General features: G+C 28.0%; 22 protein-coding genes. 21 read left to right on the top strand and 1 reads right to left on the bottom strand.

What is annotated here, in order from left to right; translation table 11 throughout:
* From LEBU_RS04630 to LEBU_RS04620, 3 genes are all read left to right on the top strand, one after another.
* Nucleotides 1-1341, top strand: a complete 1341-nt coding sequence (locus LEBU_RS04630) for a hypothetical protein (RefSeq protein ID WP_015769171.1) — start codon at nucleotides 1-3, stop codon at nucleotides 1339-1341.
* A 51-nt stretch (nucleotides 1342-1392) separates the two neighbouring features.
* The gene (locus LEBU_RS04625) at nucleotides 1393-2637 is read left to right on the top strand and encodes an SEL1-like repeat protein (protein WP_015769170.1); all 1245 of its coding nucleotides are present in this window, start codon (nucleotides 1393-1395) and stop codon (nucleotides 2635-2637) included.
* A 61-nt stretch (nucleotides 2638-2698) separates the two neighbouring features.
* Nucleotides 2699-3235 carry an FHA domain-containing protein gene (locus LEBU_RS04620; protein WP_015769169.1) on the top strand — a complete coding sequence of 179 codons (537 nt, stop codon included), beginning with the start codon at nucleotides 2699-2701 and terminating at the stop codon, nucleotides 3233-3235.
* Between the two features lie 130 nt (nucleotides 3236-3365).
* Here LEBU_RS04620 and LEBU_RS11700 read toward each other — a convergent pair.
* Nucleotides 3366-4132 (bottom strand): IS5 family transposase gene (locus tag LEBU_RS11700; protein WP_238974466.1). Its coding sequence is split into 2 segments (ribosomal slippage): nucleotides 3366-3808 and nucleotides 3808-4132, totalling 768 coding nucleotides; the frame shifts between segments, so codons are not numbered across the junction.
* A gap of 142 nt (nucleotides 4133-4274) precedes the next feature.
* Here LEBU_RS11700 and LEBU_RS04605 point away from each other — a divergent pair.
* The 18 genes from LEBU_RS04605 (at nucleotide 4275) to LEBU_RS04525 (ending at nucleotide 20753) form a co-directional block, all read left to right on the top strand.
* The gene (locus LEBU_RS04605; RefSeq protein ID WP_015769167.1) at nucleotides 4275-5864 is read left to right on the top strand and encodes a PP2C family protein-serine/threonine phosphatase; all 1590 of its coding nucleotides are present in this window, start codon (nucleotides 4275-4277) and stop codon (nucleotides 5862-5864) included.
* 39 nt (nucleotides 5865-5903) lie between these two features.
* Entirely contained in the window at nucleotides 5904-6659 is a 756-nt protein-coding gene (locus LEBU_RS12170) for a hypothetical protein (RefSeq protein ID WP_015769166.1), read from the top strand.
* 59 nt (nucleotides 6660-6718) lie between these two features.
* Nucleotides 6719-6901 carry a hypothetical protein gene (locus LEBU_RS04600; protein WP_015769165.1) on the top strand — a complete coding sequence of 61 codons (183 nt, stop codon included), beginning with the start codon at nucleotides 6719-6721 and terminating at the stop codon, nucleotides 6899-6901.
* Between the two features lie 55 nt (nucleotides 6902-6956).
* Nucleotides 6957-8201 (top strand): hypothetical protein, encoded by a 1245-nt coding sequence (locus LEBU_RS04595; protein ID WP_015769164.1) that lies wholly within the window; start codon nucleotides 6957-6959, stop codon nucleotides 8199-8201.
* Nucleotides 8202-8210: 9 nt separating this feature from the next.
* Nucleotides 8211-9473 carry a hypothetical protein gene (locus tag LEBU_RS04590; RefSeq protein ID WP_015769163.1) on the top strand — a complete coding sequence of 421 codons (1263 nt, stop codon included), beginning with the start codon at nucleotides 8211-8213 and terminating at the stop codon, nucleotides 9471-9473.
* A 49-nt stretch (nucleotides 9474-9522) separates the two neighbouring features.
* On the top strand, nucleotides 9523-11253 hold the full coding sequence (locus LEBU_RS04585; RefSeq protein WP_015769162.1) for a phage baseplate assembly protein V: 1731 nt from the start codon (nucleotides 9523-9525) through the stop codon (nucleotides 11251-11253).
* Nucleotides 11254-11282: 29 nt separating this feature from the next.
* Nucleotides 11283-11885 carry a toxin-antitoxin system YwqK family antitoxin gene (locus tag LEBU_RS04580; RefSeq protein ID WP_015769161.1) on the top strand — a complete coding sequence of 201 codons (603 nt, stop codon included), beginning with the start codon at nucleotides 11283-11285 and terminating at the stop codon, nucleotides 11883-11885.
* A gap of 17 nt (nucleotides 11886-11902) precedes the next feature.
* A complete protein-coding gene (locus tag LEBU_RS04575) occupies nucleotides 11903-12901 on the top strand; it encodes a DUF4280 domain-containing protein (protein WP_015769160.1) in 999 nt (332 codons plus the stop codon).
* A 127-nt stretch (nucleotides 12902-13028) separates the two neighbouring features.
* A complete protein-coding gene (locus tag LEBU_RS04570) occupies nucleotides 13029-14141 on the top strand; it encodes a polymorphic toxin-type HINT domain-containing protein (protein ID WP_015769159.1) in 1113 nt (370 codons plus the stop codon).
* A gap of 19 nt (nucleotides 14142-14160) precedes the next feature.
* Nucleotides 14161-14505: a hypothetical protein gene (locus tag LEBU_RS04565; RefSeq protein WP_015769158.1), complete on the top strand. Its 345-nt coding sequence runs from the start codon at nucleotides 14161-14163 to the stop codon at nucleotides 14503-14505.
* A 28-nt stretch (nucleotides 14506-14533) separates the two neighbouring features.
* Nucleotides 14534-14776 carry a hypothetical protein gene (locus LEBU_RS04560; protein ID WP_015769157.1) on the top strand — a complete coding sequence of 81 codons (243 nt, stop codon included), beginning with the start codon at nucleotides 14534-14536 and terminating at the stop codon, nucleotides 14774-14776.
* Between the two features lies 1 nt (nucleotide 14777).
* Nucleotides 14778-15008 (top strand): DUF4926 domain-containing protein, encoded by a 231-nt coding sequence (locus LEBU_RS04555; protein WP_015769156.1) that lies wholly within the window; start codon nucleotides 14778-14780, stop codon nucleotides 15006-15008.
* A 20-nt stretch (nucleotides 15009-15028) separates the two neighbouring features.
* Nucleotides 15029-16033, top strand: a complete 1005-nt coding sequence (locus LEBU_RS04550) for a hypothetical protein (RefSeq protein ID WP_015769155.1) — start codon at nucleotides 15029-15031, stop codon at nucleotides 16031-16033.
* A gap of 33 nt (nucleotides 16034-16066) precedes the next feature.
* Nucleotides 16067-17011 carry a hypothetical protein gene (locus LEBU_RS04545; RefSeq protein WP_015769154.1) on the top strand — a complete coding sequence of 315 codons (945 nt, stop codon included), beginning with the start codon at nucleotides 16067-16069 and terminating at the stop codon, nucleotides 17009-17011.
* Nucleotides 17012-17013: 2 nt separating this feature from the next.
* On the top strand, nucleotides 17014-17433 hold the full coding sequence (locus tag LEBU_RS04540) for a hypothetical protein (protein ID WP_015769153.1): 420 nt from the start codon (nucleotides 17014-17016) through the stop codon (nucleotides 17431-17433).
* 15 nt (nucleotides 17434-17448) lie between these two features.
* The gene (locus LEBU_RS04535; protein ID WP_015769152.1) at nucleotides 17449-18711 is read left to right on the top strand and encodes a toxin-antitoxin system YwqK family antitoxin; all 1263 of its coding nucleotides are present in this window, start codon (nucleotides 17449-17451) and stop codon (nucleotides 18709-18711) included.
* A gap of 134 nt (nucleotides 18712-18845) precedes the next feature.
* Nucleotides 18846-19556, top strand: a complete 711-nt coding sequence (locus LEBU_RS04530; RefSeq protein ID WP_015769151.1) for a hypothetical protein — start codon at nucleotides 18846-18848, stop codon at nucleotides 19554-19556.
* Nucleotides 19557-19577: 21 nt separating this feature from the next.
* Entirely contained in the window at nucleotides 19578-20753 is a 1176-nt protein-coding gene (locus tag LEBU_RS04525; protein ID WP_015769150.1) for a hypothetical protein, read from the top strand.
* Nucleotides 20754-20856: the final 103 nt, after the last annotated feature.

The raw sequence follows: 20856 nt of genomic DNA, 5'->3' as shown, positions 1-20856 counted from the left end.
ATGAAAGATAAAATAAAAACAGTTTTTGATAATTTAGAAAAAAAAGGTGCAATTTATTCTTTTGGGTATGATGAATCAGATACAATAAAACAAGTAACACAAGATTATTATAAAACTAATAAAGTAAAAGACATAAAAATTAATAGGACAAAAATAAGGGAATGGAAAAATTCAGATGGAACAATAGGTGGAATTACTAAAACAGATTCAATGGATGTAACGTTAGAATTGAGTGGAGAAGAAGCAGATTCTTTAGTGTGTGATGGAGCCTATTTATATTGTCCGTATTTGGATAAAGTTGATGCTGGAGGTAGGCCAGCAGGGTATCAAGGTATTATATTTTTAAGAATCTATGATGAAAGTGTTAAACTCATGGGAGAAGATCCAATTGCGACAGAAGCAGACAAAGAACCTAAAAACTTTTCTTCAGGAGTTACAAAATGTTTAAAAGGAGGAATTTGTGATAAAAAAGGATTTTATTGGAAAGAAGAAACTTTATCACAAAATATAATTTCAAATGGAAAAAGAGTTGTATTAATGACAAGTAAATTGTGTTGTGGAAAACATAATGTTGAATTAGATATAGTTTTTAATGGACAAGATTTTAGTGAATTTGAAGGTAAAAAAAATGAATTTTTAATGTTTTATGAAGATAATCCATGGATTTTTGTATCATTAGAAGGAATAATTGATTTTATAGGAGTTTCATATATTGATTCTGAAAATATAGGTATTCTTTTTAATGGAGGAATAAAAAAGGTACCAGAAAATATTCCAAATGTAATTTCAAATATTTTGGAGAATTATAAAAAAGCAGCATTTAAAACTGGAAGAGGCTTTGAAGCTTCACCATTTAATAGTGTAACGCTTAATGGATACAGGATGATGTTGTTAGGAAAAATTATAGGAGATGAAGAATTAGAAGCAGAAGGTAAAAAAAACTTTGAGAAAGGATTAAAATATCCGCCATTAAAAGGGGAAATAAGAAAGGGTAAAAAATACACTGTTGAGAATGGGGTTGAAGACATTTCTGATGCAGTTCTTGATGGTTTAAAGGATGGGGTGAAGGAAGGGGTAAAACCAGAAAAAAATGTATTTAAAGAAGTTTCAAGTGAATTAAAGCCTAAAAAGATAGGGATGAATATAATAAAAGATAAATTAAAGGAAGCAACAGTGAATTATGAAGTGTACGATTATATAAATCATCATGTCCCAGAACACAGAAACTTTTTAAAATTTTTTTATCCTAGTAATAATCGATATAGACGGAGTATAGAGTATATGAAAAATAACAAGTATCTTATTATGACTGAAAAAGACAATACTAAACCATTGTTTTAAATAAACATCATAAAGTAAAATTTAATATTATTTTGTAGGAGAAAAATTATAATGAAAAAATTTATTTTGATAATCTTTTTTTGTATATTAATAAGTTGTGGAAATCGAGAAAAAGAAGTAATAATAGAAGACATTGATGATGTTTCCTTTCATCAGGAAAATAAAAAAAATCCTGAAAAAGCTCAATTAATGGCAAGAATTGCCTATGAATTGAACAGAGAAAACTATAAAGAAGCGGAAAAGTATTTTTTAAAAGTGGCAAAATATGACAAAACTGCTTATGTTTCAATTGCAGATATGTATTATGAACATATTGATGAAAATGAAGGGAAAAAGAGGTATGAGATAGCTTTTGAAAAAGGAAATAAAAAGGCAGGTACAATTTTAGGTATGATTGCTGAGGATAATAATGATTATAAAAAGGCGGAAGAATGGTACAAAAAATCATTGGATAAAGAGAATGTATTAGGATATAAATCTTTTGCTACGTTTTTATATAAAACAAATAGAAAAAATGAGGCTGAGAAATATTTTATAGAAGCTGGAAATCGCAAAGATGCGGATTCGATGTTAGACTTAATAAAAATATATTATATGAAAAAAGATAATGAAAAATTGAAATACTGGCAAGATAAAATATTAAATACAAAAGAAATTTTTAGATTTGATGATGAAGCAAATGATTTACTGGAATACAGTTTATCAAAAGATAGAATGGATAAAGAGTTCTTTGAGTTGTATATAAAAGGAGAGGAAAGTATTTTAAAAAAAGATTATGATACAGCAGAAAAATATTTTTTACAAATGGAGAAGTTAAAAAAAGAAGGAATTTTGTATACAGCTGATTTTTATTATCGTTTTAAGGATGAAAAAGAAAAAGGAATGGAAAAATATAAAAAAGCATATGAAAATGGTTTAAAGAAAGCTGCTGTTTTTATAGGAATTATTGAGCATAGAAATAGAAATATTGATGAAGCAAAAAAATGGTATCGGATAGCAGCGAATGCAGGATACACTGATTCACAAATATATTTAGCACAAATTTTGGAAGAAGAAGGTTATAAACTCGAATCTTTTGATTTGTATTTAAAAGCGGCTGAGCTAAAAGATTATAGAGCAATTAAATATTTGTTAAAATATTATTATAGAGAAAAAAAATTGAAAGAAATAAAAGAATGGGTAGATGTGGTTAAAAACTCAACAAAATTAAAAAATTATAACGAAGGTCAAAGCGGAAGAATAAAGCAGTATGAAAAATTTTTAAATGAGGCTACAGCAATAAATAAAAAACAATAAAGAGGGTTATTTAATTAGAGAAAAATTTTAATAAATAATATAAAAAAATTGGAGGAAAAAAATGAGATTAGACAGATGTAAAAATGGACACATGTATGATGTATCAAGATATGGAGAGAATTGTCCATATTGTAAATCTGAAGGATTGAAACCTGAAATTAAGGAAAAAAAAGTTAATTTGGTAGAGGAATTGGATGATGATGACAGAACAACAGCGTACTGGGCAAAAGACAGCAGAGTAGATCCTGTGGTAGGTTGGCTAGTTTGTATAGCAGGAGCGGAAAAAGGAAAAGACTTCAAAATAGTATCAGAGAGAAATTTTTTAGGACGTGGAGAAGGCATGGACATTAGGATCGAAGGAGATATGAATATTTCAAGAAAAAATCATTGTTCAATTAGTTATAATCCCAAAAATAGGGAATTCTATATTACTCCTGGAGATGCAAATGGATTAATATATCTTAGTGATGAGGCAGTATACAATACAAGACAGCTTCAAAGTTTTGATACATTGGAGATAGGGGAAAGTAAATTTGTATTTGTTGAGTTTTGTGGTCAAAATTTTGATTGGAGCAAGGATAAAACAAAAGAAAGTTAATAAATAAATGAGGAAAACAATATTAGAATTTAAAAATATAAAATTTAGTTTTAATATTGTTTTTTTTTAGATAATATTAGGGCGTGTCTGAAAACTCAAAATCAATGATATTTTTAATGATTACTTAAATTTATTTTATTAAAATTATTATGCATCCTATATAAATAAAATTTATGAATGTGCTTGCCAGCTTATCATAGCGTGTCCCTATTCTGCGGAACTGTTTAAACTTATTGAAAAAACATTCCACAAGATGTCTTTCCTTGTAGATATGGTAATCGCATTCCCATTTGTTTACTGCATTTGACTTCGGAGGTATTACACATTCTCCCCCGTGTTTTCTTATGTACTCCCGAACTTCCTTTGTTCCGTATGCCTTGTCTGCCAGTATGTTGCTGTCTTTTATGCTTAGCTGCGACAATATTTTAATTGCTTGCGTACTATCGTGAATCTGTCCTGCACTAAGTTTTATATACAGCGGATTTCCAAGTCCATCAACAACTGCATGGATCTTAGTTGTCCTTCCACCTGAGCTTCTCCTGATGTGCTGATTCACTTCTGAATCTTTTGCCCTTTTTTAGCTCCTGCACTGCTCTGGTGGGCTTTAACTACTGTAGAGTCAATGCTCAAGTTCTCATAGTCGGCATCTTCCCTTAAATGCTCAAATATTTTAAGCAGAGTCCCCTCGTCACGCCATTTGCAGAAACGAGAATAGACCGTCTTCCATGAACCGAAACGTTCAGGAAGGTCTCTCCAAGGTGCACCGCTGCAGGCAATCCATAGCACGGCATTAAACATCAGGCGTAAATCCTTGCCTGGACGTCCTGTTTTAGCTTTGGGAAACATATGCTTTATTTTATTCCATTGTTCATCTGATATTTCATATCTTCTTTGCATGATAGAAGCCTCCTGTGCTTTTCTTTTATTGTATCAGACTGAGAGCAATGTTTCAACTCATTGATTTTGAGTATATTATTTGATAATCATTAAAAATATCATTGATTTTGAGTTTTCAGACACGCCCTAGTAGGAGAGCTTAATGAGAAAAGAAGAAGCAAAGTTTGAAACGAGATTTTTTAGTGAAGCTGGGACTAAAGGGAAAAATAATGACTATTTTGGATATACCCAGCTGGATAATTATGCAATATGGGTGGCTGCTGATGGATATGATGAAGAAGCTGGAGCTGATGTGGCTGCAAAGTTAGCAGTAAGTTCTGCAATAGAATATTTTATGTTACGTCCACGCTTTAATCCAGATGTGATTAAGGAGATAATGGAATATGCAAATTTAAAAGTGAAAGAAAAGCAGGAGGAAACTGAAAAATATTCATTAATGCATACTTCTCTTTTAGTTGTAATAAGTAATTACAATTCATTCTTATATGGAAATGTTGGGAATACAAGGCTTTATCATTTGAGAGGCGGTTATGTGGTTTCTCAAAGTAGAGATGACACAATAGCTCAGCTTCTGGTAGATGAAAATGCACTTGATATGAATGATATGAAGTATCATAGACAAAGAAATGATTTGCTTCAGGCGATAGGAGATTTTGGAAAGATAAAGCCAAATATTATAAAAAATCCTGTAACACTTCAGGAAAATGATATGCTATGTTTAACAACAATAGGATTTTGGGAAAATATTGATGAAAGGGAAATGGAAGTTGAAATTTCAAGATACCCAAATAAAGATAGTTTATTAAGATCATTGGAACATAAAGTTATGGCAACAACAAGAGAAAGTGTGGAAAACTATACTTTTGCACTAGTAAATGTGGAAAAAGTGGCATCACCTGAACCTGTTGAAAAGGATAAGAAGAAATTTTGGATAAAAGTTGGGTTAATATCTTTAGCAGTTCTAGTAATAATATTGTCCTTGACATTTTGGAATATAAGTAAAAGAAATAATATTATAAAAAGAGCGGCAGTATACGAAGAACAGGCAAACGATGATATTGTTAAAAAAGATTTTAATAATGCGATAGAAAGTTTTAAGCTGGAAAAGGCGGAACTTGAAAAATTGAAACCTAAATCCAGAGGAATAATAGGATTTTTTACGGGAGCTAATGGTAAAAGAGCTGACGTTGAAAAAAGAATAAGTGCTGTAAATACTAAAATATCCCAGACTTCAAAATTACAAAAGGCATTTCAGGATATAAATGAGGCAAATCAGCTATTTAATTCGGGAAATTATGACGAAGCGTCAAGAAAATACCAAGAGGCAAAATATGTTTTGGAAGAAAATACTTACAAAAAGGATGAACTTAATACAGATGAAGTTTTAACAACGTTAAATGCAAGAATAGATTCATCTAGTAAATTAAAAGAAGCTTTAGCAATTGAAACAGCGGGAAACCAGGCTTTTTCAGCAGGAAACTATAATTTGGCAAAAGAAAATTATAAAACTGCTTCAGAACTTTATCTAGTAAATGGACGTGCAGACTATGTTGCAAATATTGAAAGAAAAATAGCTGAAATAGATGACAAGGCAAAAACAGAATATAATGGGGCAATGCTAACTGAGAACCAGGCTGATTTATTATCTCCGACAGATACTAATAAATCAAGACAGTCGTATTATCAGGCAAGACAAATGTATCAAAGCCTAGGAGATACTGCTAAGGCATAGGAAATTGATAATAAGATAAATGAATTAAATGCAAGACAGATGTCAAGCCTTCAAACAGCAAATAATATGGTTCAAGAAGGATTAAATCAAATAACTGCAAATAATCCCGCTGAAGCAATAACATTGCTTACAAAAGCTAAGAATATTTATCAAGGGTTGGGAGATAGCAATAATGTGAATAACGTAAATAAATTTATTTCACAGGCTCAGGAATTTATTAAGTTTGAAAGCAAAAAAGATGCTGAATTAAAGCAAAAAGAAACTGAAATGAGAGAATTAGAAGCAAGAAATGCAGAAGAATTAAAACAACAGAAAATCAAGGAACAACAGGCAATAGCAGCAAAAGAAGCAGAGATTGCGGCTAGACAGAGAGAGATTGAGCAGGAGAAACAGAGAAGGAAAAAAATTGCACAAAGTATAGAAAATGCTACGAATTTAGAAATGCAGGCAGATCAGATGTTTACCTTGAAAAGATATACAGAAAGTATAGCTAAATACAATGAATCTAAAAAAATCTTTGAAGAATTAAAATCAGCAAGTGATTTTGATGATCAGACTAACAAGATAGAATATTTAGGACAAAAAGTCACTAGAGCAGAAGGGTATTTGTATGAGGAACAAGGGGATGATGAATACAAGAAAAAAAACTGGCAAGAGAGTCAGAAAAAATATCAGTTAGCATTAGATAATATGAAACTAACTAACGAATCAAATGAAATTCAAAAAAGAGTAGAAAAGAAATTGAAAAAAGCAACTTCAAAGGCTGGAAAAAAATGGTGGCAGTTCTGGAAATAATACACTTTTAAGAGTATTTAAAATATAAAAAATTATTTAATTTAAAAATCTAAGAAAGTATGTTTCTAGTAAGCAAGTTTGTTGACAGAATAAAAGATTTTAATACTGATTACAGCTATAAAGATTCATACACGAAAGATTATATTAGTACGATAACATTTGACACAGGGGAAAAATATGAAATAGAGATGGCGTTGGAGAAATTTAGGGAAATAATGGGATTGCCTAAAGAAGAAAAATAAAAATGAAAGAAGTCTAAAAAATAAATTGTTAAAAATGAAACGAGAGGAATAGAAAATGGATAAAAAAAGTTTAGAAAATATACTGAAGTCTAGGGCATTGAAAAATATATCGGATGAAGAGAAGGTGGCAATAAATCATGCAAGTTTTGAACTGTTGCAGGAACAGCATGAAAGGGTAAGTTCACTTATTGAAAGGGTTGCGGATTCATTAAATGGGGAAGTTGTGGATTATACAATTGGGACTGTGTTGCTGGACAGGGAGGAAATGAGGCTTTATGAAAGGAAAATTTCTCCGATGTTTTTGAGTGATTTAAATAAGAAGGTATCAAAAATGCTGTTTGATGAGGATGCTGAAGAAGAAAGGGTGTATAAGACTATATTTCTTGATATGTCCTATGAAAAGTTGAAGGAGATTGATGGAAAGAAAATAGATGGGGAAGTAACAGATGAATTTGGAAATAAATATAAGGTTGGGTTTAGGTTAGTTAAAGAGGAGAAATATATAAAAAAATTGAGGGAAATGTCTGAAGTTATACAAAGAAATAATATAAAATGGGAAAATATTTATTGTCCTTTTGCATATAAGGCATTTTCGCTAATAGCAGAAGATTTTCCAGAGAATATAAATAACATAGAAAATTTTGATAAAGTAACTATAAAAGTAAATTTTCCTAAAGAAATAAGGAAAAGTATGATAGAAAAAATATTGTGCTGGAATATAAATGAAGAAACTAAATATCCTGAAATATTAGTACGTCCATCGGAGGAACAGATTTATTATGAGCATATATTGGAAGAAAGAGATGAGAATGTGCTTGTGGACAAAAGTACAAGAAATTTTGAATTTTTATACAGAGATGGGGAGTTTATAAAGATAATAACAAGCAATATAAAGTATGAAAGATTAAAACTTTATTTTATAAAAAATATTGATTTTAACTTTACAAAGAAAGTTAGGCTGTATGGGAATATAAAAAAATATAATAGACAGAATAATCAGAATACTGAAATGGTTTTGATATTAAGAAGCATAGCAGAAATGAATAATGTATTACAACAATATGAAGTATTTGATGATTACGGTATAGAGGGATTTTCTGATGAGAATAGCAGGATTATTGAAACATATGATTTGCAGATTAAGAACAGGGATGAGTTTTTGCTGAAAAATAAAAGAAAAAGATTGTATTTGAGATTGAAATATGTAAAATCTAAATATAGTTCGGATATAATTAGCTTTATGAAAGGAGTTTTGGAAGAATATCTAGTAGATTGCGACTGCATATTTACTGAGTTCTAATTGAAAATTATGAAAAAGATAGAAGAATTGCTGGAAAAATCATTGATAAAACTTGTGGATGAGAAGGACAGGGTTTATTTGAGGGAAGAAATAAACGAATTTTATAATTATTTTATGGAAAAAATAAATTTGGATATGGGTGATGTGGAAAAAGTTGTGGAAAAGTATTTTGACAATAAAAAGGAATATCCGATATACACGATTCCTATTCATAAAGATGAAATAGCGGAATATGACGATGAAATGAGTCCAGTTTCTCTGGAACTTGAAAATGTCGAAAAAGATGAGCATATATTGGAAGAAATTTTAATAACATCAGACAATAAAAATTTGAAAAATGTAGAAAATAAACTATATTCTGCGACAGTAAAAATAAATAATGAGGAATATAAATTTAAGGTAAGATTAAAAAATACAGATAAATATGTAAAAAAGGAAAAAGAGCTTTATGAAATGTATGAAACAAATAAAATCCGTTGGAAGCCATTTATAATGCCATATAATACTAAATTTTACAATGTAATCTTAAAATTGGAAGATAATAAAGAACTTGATGAAAGGATATTAAAAAATATAAATCTTGAAGAAATAAATTATGAGTTTCCTGAAATAGAAAATGAGTATTTTAGGGATTATGTCCTTATGTGGAATGTATTTGAAAATAACATAACGACAAATACTTACCTGCTGAGGGAAGATGAGGGAATGTATGTACATCAGACAACGATACTGCAAGAAGGACAGACTTTTATAAATACAAAAGACAGCAAAGGAGCAATAACGGACATAATTTTTAAAGAAAATGGAATAGTGGAAATAAATTCAAAACTAAAAAATATAGAAAACTGGTCAACTTTAACAGTGAAAAATATTCGTAGTGAAAACAGGTACAATGAACAGAAATTTGAATTAATATCAAATAAAATGAATAAAAATATGCTTAACAGAATTAGACAAAAATATAAAAATAGGATTAGAAGCGAACTGGAGATATATAGATTGGCAAATGCTTATGAATATTTAGGGGAAATAAAATTAAAAAGAGTCGAAGTAAATGGATATTTAAAAGAATTTGATTATTTTGAAAATAAATATGGATATATAGTTGATGAAATATCAAGGGAAATCGTAAAAACATTTTCAAAGGATAAGCTTGTTATTACGATAGATTTTCCTGAAAATATGATTTTTAAACAGGATAAGATAGACTATTTCTGTTCTGTAATAAACTTTTTCTTTCCAGAATATGAAATTATAGTAAAGTTTTCTTAAATTTTTTGAGAATAAGTAATAATTAAGAATAAAAAAGGAGTGATATGAAATGAACAGTATCTTGCAAAATCAGAAACCAGTGGAATTTTTTTCAGCAGAAAGAATAAAAATAGAAATTGATGGGCAGCAAATATTGTGGAGGGATATGACTTTAAAAATAGATTCAAAAATTGGGGAGCATACTGTTGGGAAAATAAAGTACATAGCTTCTTTACAGCAGATAAGTATTTATGATGCCGCAATAGACAAGGATGAGGATATTAAAATTATTATTTCTGGAAGAAGCAATATTTCAAATGAAAACGGAACTTCAAATGATAAAATATTTTTAAATGGGATAATTGACGATATCAAACTTTCTGAAATTAAGACAGGCTCTTTAGTAGTGGAAATTACCTGTATTTCTAAAAGCATTATTCTTGACAGAATACCAAGATACCGTTCATTTCAGGATCCTTCACTAACTTATTCAGCAATAGCTGAAGAAATTAATAAAAATTATGGGGCAAATGGAGAAAAAATAATAAGCGTGGGAGAAGATATGAAAGAAGTCCCAAGAATGACAATCCAGTATAATGAAACAGACTGGGAATATCTAAAAAGACTGGCTTCGTATACAGGACAGCCAGTAATGCCTTATTATGATAAAGTCCTAGTTGGATTTTTGAAAAATCAGGCTGTGCAGACACCGAATACAACATATTCCCAATATGGAAAAAGCAAGAAAAATAAAAGGACAATGTACAAAATAACAGGAACAGAAGTATATCCTGTTTCAACCCCAATAAAATTAAAGACTAGAAACAGGGCAGGCGGAGAAGAAACTGAAAACGATTATTATGTTATAGAAAGCAGAATATACAACGAAGGAAATACTTTAAAATGCGAATACACACTTGGAAAACAGACAGACTACTTTATAGATCCAATACCACACGAAAAGATAAGAGGAGCAGTAATAGAAGCAAGAACAGTCCATATTGCAAGAACAGATGAAAGCAAGAGTAATCATGGAAGGACTGATGGAAATTCAGATAATCTTGAGGGAAGAAAGATTGGAGCAAAACCGCTTAATAAATATATAGAAAAAGCTGAAAATCAGAATGAAAATGTAAAAGAAAGAGTTAAAGCGAGTGATATAGCTGTAATGACATTGAATTTAACGGAAGGATTGTTAAAATTAGGAGAAAATGGACAGTCATTTGAGGATAAATATGCTGGGAAAAGTTATTTTCCTTATGTAACTCCATATAGTCAAAGTAATACAGGATTTACACCAGCACCAGAAGTAAATGATAGGGTAGCACTTTATTTTCCAAATGGAAATGAAACACATGCAATAGTGCTGGGTGCGGTTAATAATGATGGGAATGGAAGGTTTACAAATCCTGATAAAAGGAATTTTACTTTGGGGAATAGTCAAGGTGGGGCGAATAATGGGAAACCGATGTATGATTTTACTTTAGACAGTGAAAAATTTACTATGAATACTGGTAATGTTATAAGTATGGAATCTTCAGGAACGATTAATGTAGCAGGAAGAAGTAACGTAGGGGTTATCTCAACAACATCGAACGTAAATGTTATAGGTTCAAAATCTGTAAATTCAGTTGTCGGAAGTTCTAAAGTAACAATAGATCCTAATAATGTCAATGTTAAGGGAAATAGCAGTGTTGACATTAAAGGAGGTGCAAAATTGTCAGCGACAGGAGGACAAGTTTCCATAGGAGATGGAGCAGGAACAACAGATATAAAAGGTGGGAAGGTAAAAGTACATTAATAGTAAATTGGATTGGAGAATAATGGGTAATGAAAAATTATGAAAAAGTAGAATTGTCAAAAAAAAGAATGAATGGTAAAAATTATTATATTTTAAATAATGAAAAATATTACACAGGGAAAATAGAAATTCGATTTAATAATAGTGATAAAGTTAAAGTGACAGGACAAATTGAAAAAGGGTTAAAATCGGGAGAATGGAGATATTTTTATGAAAATGGGAATGTTGAAAAAATTGAAACATATAAATTTGGGGAATTGAGTGGAAATTATAAAGGATTTTATGAAAGTGGAGAACTAATGGAAGTTGGAGAAATGAGATACGATAAAATGGAAGGTACATGGAAGTCGTATTATAAGAATGGAAATTTAGATGTTGAAACTTCATATGTTTTAAATAAACAGAATGGTATTTGGAAAAAATTTTATGAAAGCGGAGAATTAAAATGTGAATGTCCTACAAAAAATAATATGTTTTATGGAAATTATAAAAAATATTCAAAAAGTGGTATACTTTTATATAAGTGTTTTCTTAGGGATAGTGAAAAAAATGGAGAAGAGATATATTTTGATGAAGCTGGCAGGGAAATTATGAAAACTAGATATGTAAATGGCATAGAAATAAAGAGTTAAAATAAAAGAGGTTTGGTATGAACGGATTATTTTTAAATGAAGCATTAATATTGGGTGAGAATACGGCTGCAAAATTGGATTTAGCAGATCTTTCTGAAATAGAATATGTAGTTGATGGAGCTGAGTTAATTTGTGATGGCTGTCCTGGAGAGAAAACTAATTTACAAGTAACCAGTCAAAATGATTATGAAATAAAAAATAAGTTAGTTGCAACTAAAAAAGACAAAGAAACATTCGAAAATATCCCCCCGTTTCAAAGTTGTATCTATAATGATAATGCAAAATGTGAATTAATTATTGAAGGCGATTGGGAAAATTATATAGAAGATAAATTTTGCGGAGGCAATCAATGTTTATCTAAAAATTCCTTTGCACGATGCCAAAAAGGCGGAATTATAAGAGTAATACATTCAGGTCAATTTTTAACGTCAGAAACAATAGCAAAAGATTCTGAGGAACTAATGAAAATAGCTTCACAAGGAGGAACCAAAGAAGAAATCAAAAAAAAATTGAGTGAATATTTATCAAAAAAATATAATCAACCAATGAATGTAGAAGATTTTAAATTTACAAATGGAAAATTTCCAACATTAGATATTACAACAAGGGGACAAATGCAGAATGATTTTAATAAGATTGAATTGAATAAAAATTTACAAACTGACGTAAATGAATTTAATAAAAATGGAATCTTTTTTACAGAAAGGAAAGCAATACAAAAAGTAGAATTATTAGGAAATGAATATCGGGTAAGAGAAACAAAAGATAAAGATTTTCCAGTAAGAGGAGTTATATATACAGATTCTAATAATTATCGTGAAAAAAGGGAAATAAGTAAGGAAATTATTGAAAAAACAAAAAAAGATTGGGCTAATGAGGCTAAGAAAAGGGGTGAAAAAAAGCAAAATTCGCATAATAATATACAATGGGTAAAAAGTATAAAAGAATTTGACAAAAAAAGTGATAAATGGTTTGATGATTTAAATGTTAAAATTGTAGATTATAAAAAAAAATAAAGATGGAAGTGTAACTCTAGTAGTTGATGATTTTGGAAATTTTTTAAATAAAAGAGAAAACCAAAGTACAATTAAAGAATATGAAAAAAATGGAATAAAATTTAAAAACAGTATCGTAGGTAGCTATATGAGTACGGAACATGCTATGCAACAGTATACAATAAAACAACAGTATATAAGGGGTTTTAACTACGATGATGAATATATTGACGGAAAAAATATAAAAAGTATGTATGAAACTTATGTAGGATTTTCAGCAGCTGCTGGAGCGATGAAAAGCTACCGTGTTATGTCAGGAAATAAATCTAAAAGAAAAATGTCAAATGGAAAAACTTCAGAACTGGATATAGAAACAAGGTATAAGAATGCAAGAGCAAGATATGAAGAAAGTATGAATTGTGATTTATACTGTAAAGGTACAAGATGTTTTGCAGAAGGAACCTTTGTTTTAACAGAACATGGAATTAAAAAAATTGAGGAAATAAAAGTAGGTGACAAAATATACGGCTATGATGAAATAAAAAAGGAAAATATTTTAAAAAGTGTACAAGCAGTATATCTACATACAACTGATTTATTAGTAAAAATAAAAACAAAAAAAGACATAATATTTACAACCCCAGAACATCCATTTTATGTAAATGGACAATATATATTAGCAGGATTTTTAAATACTAATATGAAATTAACAGATTTTGAGGGAAAAGAAGTAGAAATACTAGAAATAGAAATAATAAAGTACCAAAAAGAACAGAAAGTTTATAATTTTAGTGTAGAAGGGACTAGGAATTATTATGTAGGTGGAGAAGGATTGTTGAACCATAATTTGGATGATTGTATTGGTGGAACGGGGATTTTACTTGATGATGAAACTAAAATCAATGATAATAAAAGAAAAATTGAAAATGAACTGGGAAAAAATATTGAAGATTTTAGGTTAAATGAAGGAAGTCAAGGGAAACATGATCCGAATCATAGAAATTATCAAAGTGAAAGACATAAAAGTGAAGTTAGTATGGATGATGCTAAAAATATTTTTAAAAAATTCAAAGCAACAGGAAATTTTGTTCAAGACCCTAGAAGTGGAAACTTTTATGAAATAATAGATACTCAAGGAGAATATCAAGGAATTTATATTAATAATAGAAGAAACGAAAGATTAATTACACCGAAATTTAAAATACATTATAGTAAAAAAGGATTAGTTCACGTTGTTCCAGAACATCCAAATAAAAAATAAAACAAGAATGGAGAAAAAAATGTTACAGTGGTACGGAGAACAAATTGATATAATAGATAATTTATATGAATTTTTATCAAAAAGAGAAGACGATGACGAAATTTTAGAATTTATATGGGAAAATAAAAATATAAAGATTAAAGGGAGATACTTAGAGCAAAGTGAATCTAATTATAATTCTGAGTATGCAGAAGGATATTTTGACAATATAAAAGAAATAGGATTTGAAGGGTATATTTATGAAGTTTTAAGTGAAGTTAAAGATGAATGGCTAGATGAAAATTTTATTGGTAGAGATAGCGAAGGAGTGATAACAGCTTTTATATCAGTTTATTATTATCCAAATGAAATAAGAAATTTTTAAAAATCAAATTATATGGAATAGTAATGAATTGGATGAAGAAGATAAACAATTAGTTGATGATACTCACAGACGTATAATGGAAAATATAAAAATAGGAGAAAAATATTTAAAATTTTTGTTGAAAATAAAAAATAAAAAAATACAAGAAAATTCAGATATAAAAGAATGGATGAAAACAAATGAAAAAATAGGGAAACAATATTTAGAATATTTAAATTCATTAGGAAAATTAAAAAATGAAATTGAAAAAATGAAAATAGAAGGAGAATAATATGTCAACAAGGTACATAAAAAATAATGAAGGGAGTTTTTTTATGTTAAATGAATACGGTGTAGTAAAATCAAAAATTGATTTATCAGAAAAAGTTAAAAAGAATACAGTAGGAGCAGTAGTAATGGTATTTTCTGAATTTCCAAATGATTATATGGTTGAATTTATTGAAAATGAGGAAACTTTAGAAATTTTAATAGTTAATGAACAAAATTTTGAAAGAATAAAATAAAAAAATATAATAGGAAAAAAATGAGTATAAAAAAATTAAGAGAAAATATTAATCAAGAATTTAAAATGAATAAATATGATCTTTTTACAACAATGATAAATGAAATAGGGGATTTTCCAGTTATAATATCGGGTTTTTATTTGGATAATACAGGATATGACAGTGATGAATATTTAGGATTTAAAATAAATAGTGGCTGGAATGATAATGATGAAACTGCAACATATATTTCAAAGTTTCATAGAAACATAAGAGGTGATGCAAATGAAATAAGAGTTTACTATACATACGAAGAGTTTTTACATTATTTTTTAACTTATTATCTGGAAAATATACATTGTTATGCAAATATGATAAGTTTTATTGAACAAGAATTTTTAAATTATACAAGGCATATAGACAATGCTAAAGAATATAAAATAAGATTAAATGTGATGGACATATTCAAAAAAGATAAACTTAGAAATTTTTTGTTAGAGTATAATATTGAAGAAAATAAATATTTATATGGTTTTATAAATCACTATAATGAATACATAAACTATTGGGATATAAATATATTAAAGAAATTTATGTCTTATTTGCTTGGAAAAGATATATTGAAAAAATTTTTTCAAGGTAGAAGAGAATTTAAGATAGGAGTGGCATATTATTTTGGAGATAGAGGATATAGTGAGGGATACAATATTAAAATAGAAAAAGACATTTCAATAAATTATTATACTGAAATTGATTTAGGAAAATATCGTAATGTAATTGATAAATTAGGAATAACATATCGTGCATATAACATTTCCGATATTTTGTCAGAAGAATACGCTGGAAATTTTGTAACAAAAGAAGAAACCGATAAATTTGTAAAAGAAAGATTTAAAGGGACAAGGGATAAAATGAATGTAGAAGTTGTATCAAAACAGAATTTTATCAAGGAACTTAAAATAGTAGTGAATGCTTACGGAGAAATTTATAAGGATAATGAAGTAAAAGGAATGTTTGAAAAATTTAAGGAAGAGTTGGGAGAATAGTTGTATTGAAACTGATAAAGGAAAAGAAATATAATGAATATATTTAAAAATAAATTATTAAAAGTAAAGAAAAATCTTTTTAATCAAGTTACTGAAATAGGAACAACAGATTTAATAGACAAGAATAAGTATGATTTATTAGTTTATACAGTTGATGAAATAGGAAGTTTTGCTGATTTATTGGATTACTTGTATAATAATAATGATGAAGAACCATTTTTTTCCAATGAGTTTTTGGGAATAGGATTAGTGAATTATTGGTATGAAATGGAAGAAGATGAGAGAGATTTGTACATTGTTCAATATTTTAATGACAGGGAAATAAAAATTTATTATAGTTATGAAGAACTGTTTCATTATATGTTTAGTTACTATTTGGAAAATATCTGTTGTTTTGCTGATATTTTGAATAAAATAGAAAATTCTTTTCAGAGATATATTGAAGAAATAAACAATAATAAAAAATATAAATTAAACTTAAATATAGAAAAAATTTTGAAAAGGGATAAGTTAAGAAATTTTTTGATAGAATATAACTATGATATTCAAATTGAAAAGCATATAAGTTATTTTAGTATTAATATTGCAAAAAAGTTTTTTTCATATTTAATGAATAAAAATATATTATTGGAATTTTTAAAAGGAAAAAGAAAATTTATAAGAGTAAACGGTTATTTCAGCGGGTTTGATAAAATTTTGGAAAGTTATGCTGTAATTATTGAAAAAAATGTAAAAATTGAATATTATAACCAATTTTTAGAAAACGATATAAATCTCTATTATTCCCAATACAGTGATTCTGAAAAGAAAAAATTTGAAATTTATAAAAATAAAAGAATAACTGCAAATATGGAAGAAATATCAAAGCAAGATTTTATTAAGGAACTGGAAATAATAGTAAATGCTTATGAAAAAATTTATAATGACAATGAAATAAAAGGAATGTTTGAAAAATTTAAAGAAGAGTTAGGAGAATAATTATGGAAAAATTAATAATAGAAGATTTTTATGAAAATTTAGGAATGAATAAACATGATTTGTTTTTAATGGTAATGGAGAAAAAAGAAAATTTTGTTAATATTGTTTCAAAAATATGCGATGAAACTGAGTTATATTTTTTTAATAAAAAGATAAGAATAAAAATTATTTGGAAAGAGGAAATATTAGAAAAGGCAGTGTATATAGTAACTGAGATAAAAGATGAAGTAATGAAGGTTTTTTATGCACATGAAGAATTTTTTCATTATTTGTTAATTTATTATTTGGAAAATATGGAAAATTTTGAAACTGAAAGAGAAGTTGTAGAAAAAGAGCTTGAAGATTATTACAATAAAATAGATAAAGAAAGAAGGGAACCGCCTGTAATAGATTTAAAAAATTTATTTGATAGATTTCATTAAAAGTTGGAGGAAATTATGAAAATAATAAAAGTAATGAAAATATATCCAGAAGATGATATAAGAGAAATATTTGTAGTTAAAAAAAATGAAGATGGAGAAGATGTTTTTTATAAGGATGGAGAACCTTTTACTGGACATATTGAAATATACGGGTATGAAGAAAGAATTCAAGTAAGAGGGCAATTGAAAGATGGTAAAAGATATAAAAAAAATACACAATATTATCCAAATGGACAAGAAAAAATAGAGGAATATTACTCAGAAAATGGTAAAAGAAATGGAACATACAAAATTTATTATGAAACAGGAATATTGCAAATAGATGGTTTTCTTGAAAATGATGAAAAAGCTGGGCATTGGAAATGGTATTATCCAACTGGTGTTATCAAAGAAGAGGGTAATTTTATAAATGGAGAAATGAAAGGTGCGTGGAAACTTTATTATCCAGATGGAAATGTTGAAAGAGAGATAGAGCCACTTTTGGATGGAAATACAGAAATTTTAAAAGGTTATGATGAGAACAGGAACTTGATTTTTGAAGGATTTATGTATAATGGGAAAAAACATGGGAAATATTTAAGATATTATGATAGTGGTGAGTTAGAAGAGGAAGGAGAATATAAAGAGGGATTATTAGAAAATGAGGTAAAAACATATGATAAAAATGGGAATTTAAGATATATAACAACTTATTCTGAAGATGAAGTTATAAAAAAATATTATGCTTATACTGATATTACTAGATATTATGGAAATAATTTAGAAAACTCATTAGAAAAAGAAACTGAAGAACAAGAAAATAAAATATTAGATTCTCAAAATACTAAAACATCTGTATCGTCTAAGGAAACAAAACCAGAACTGACACAAGAACAAATTGATAAATTGGAAGCTGATAAGAAATTTACTGAAATACAAAACTGGCTAAGTACAGGTGAAGAAGGTTTTTTTGGGAATGGAGTTTTAGGGCAGGGAAATGTATTTCCATTAAAAAAATTTATTGAAAGAATAGAGAATTTTGATACTGATTTGAAAAAAAGAGTATATGAGTATATAAAATGGTATTTGAAAAGTTATCTTGAAACGTTAACGTTTGATACAAAAGGAAAATATGAAATAGAAGAGGTATTAAAAATATTTAGTAATACAATGGGATTATCTATTCAAGATGAACATGTGAAAGAAAATGAGAGAATAAAGATAGAAGAAGAAAAGAAACTTACGCCACAGCAGTTAAGAAAGAAATATTTTCTTAAAAGAATGAAAGAAGATAAATAGAAATAAGAAAGTGTGGATGAATGGAAATAGAGAGATGGGGAAAAGTAGAATTATAAAATATTTGGAAAAAGTTTATTGTAGAGATTAGAGATAAGAGGAAAATTTTTAGAAAGAAGTAAAGGAGATGGAATATAATGGATAATAAAAAACAGTATCAATATATATGGAATGTTATTTATGAAATGTTTCAGAAAGAGGAGGATATAAATAAGATAAAATATGTGTTATCGAAGCAAATTTCGCCATATATGGAGATAAATGACAAAGATATAAATTATTTTGATGAGGAGATGGAAATTGAGATAAATCCATTTTTGAGATTTAATAAGATTTTGTCAAATATTATTGATATAAATATAAAAAAAGATTATGAGGAAGTTAGAAAGATAGTTTTTAATGTAATGGTGCATATATTGGCAAAACTTGACTTGTATGAAGGGATGAATAAAAAGATTATAATAAACCGTAAAATAGTTAAGGATTTGGAAGAAGGAAGATATGGGGGTAAGATACAGAATTTGATAAAAGAGTTTGATAGGATAGAAAAAATAAATATTGCTAACACAATAAATGACATGTATAAACATTCAAACGGGATGTACGCTTTTGAGGAAATTATAAAGAAAATATACCCTGACTCGATAATATACAATAATAAGGTTTCAGAGGATAAACTTGTTATCTATATTAATAGCCAAAAAAATGAAAAAAACAGGAAAAAATTTAGACTGCTTTCAAAGTTATTTTTGCCAATGGGATTAAGAACAAAAGTTTATTGGGAACATCATTTTGGAGTAATAGGAATTGAGGAAACAATGACAATTGAATCATTGTCAATTTTTTAAATTTAAAGGAAGGTAACTATTATGCAAATAACAAAAACTAAATATTCAACATACTTTTTTAGAGAACACCATAATACAGATCAAGAGGAAAATACATTTTCTGCGTTTATTCCAGAAGGGAAAAAAGGATTTTGGATATTAATGGAAGATACTGAGAAGAAGGAAAATGTCGCAAAAATTGCAGTAACAGCTGTGGCTGAAGCATACTTTTCAAATAATAGCCTGACAGAAGATAATATGACACATCTTCTTAATGTGGCAAATAAAGAAATAATCGAAAGCAAAATTAAAAGAAATATGGATTACTACAGTAAATTTTCAACATCAATAGTGGCAGCTGAAGATGATAAAATGATAGTGGGAAATATAGGTAATTCAAAAGTAAAGATTTTCCGTGATAATGAATTAATTGAAGAAATTGAGGGAGATACAATAGTAAGTCTAGATTTAAAAAAATATGATTATATATTATCAGGAACATCGGCATTTTGGGAAATAGTGAATGAAAATGACATATTGGATATGTTTATAAGAAATAGCACCCGTTTTGGTTTTGAGAATGAATTGAGCCAGAAAGTAAATAATATAGAGATACAAAGAAAAATTGAGATACCATTTTTGTCTATTTTTGTCGAAAATTTGGAAAAAGAAGAATATCCAGTAACTACTACTGTAATGGAAAGAGTAAATCCGCTTAATTACATACTTCCAATACTAATAACTGTCTTTTTTATTACAGCAGTAGGAAAAACAATTTATAACAGTAAAACTGAAAAACAGAAGAAACAGCAGCAGCTTATAGAAGAACAGAATAAAAATAAAAAAGTAGAAAATACAAAGATAGTGGAACTAGTTAAGCCAGAAAATTTTCAACCACAAATTCCAGCACCAGTTGTAGAAGAAAAATTGGAAAAAGTAGCTGTATTACCGCCACAAAATGAAGAAGAAAAAAAGATTGAAAAATTGGAACAGGAAAATCAGAGCAAGGCAGTGAAACTTCCAGAAGTAAAAAGAGAAATTAGCACACCTGTTAATCCTGTAAAAAAACAGCCAAAAAGAGAGAAAAGCAATACAAATGTAAAACCAAAAACAAAATTAAAACCTAGAACAACAAGAAAATCATATGATTCACTTGATGAGGAAATTAGACAGAATTGGAAAAAATTAGGAAGAGATAATAATGGAAATGTTATTTAATCAGAATATTTTTGTTGTATAGTAATTTTAGTTTAAAACGAGATATAGAAGGTTGATTATAAACTTATTAATTAAATAAAAATTTAATATTAGAAAAAAGGAG

It is taken from the genome of Leptotrichia buccalis C-1013-b, assembly GCF_000023905.1.
Taxonomy (GTDB): Bacteria; Fusobacteriota; Fusobacteriia; order Fusobacteriales; family Leptotrichiaceae; genus Leptotrichia; species Leptotrichia buccalis.
Note: the sequence above shows the minus strand (reverse complement) of the source record. Positions and strands in the feature narration are given on the sequence as shown.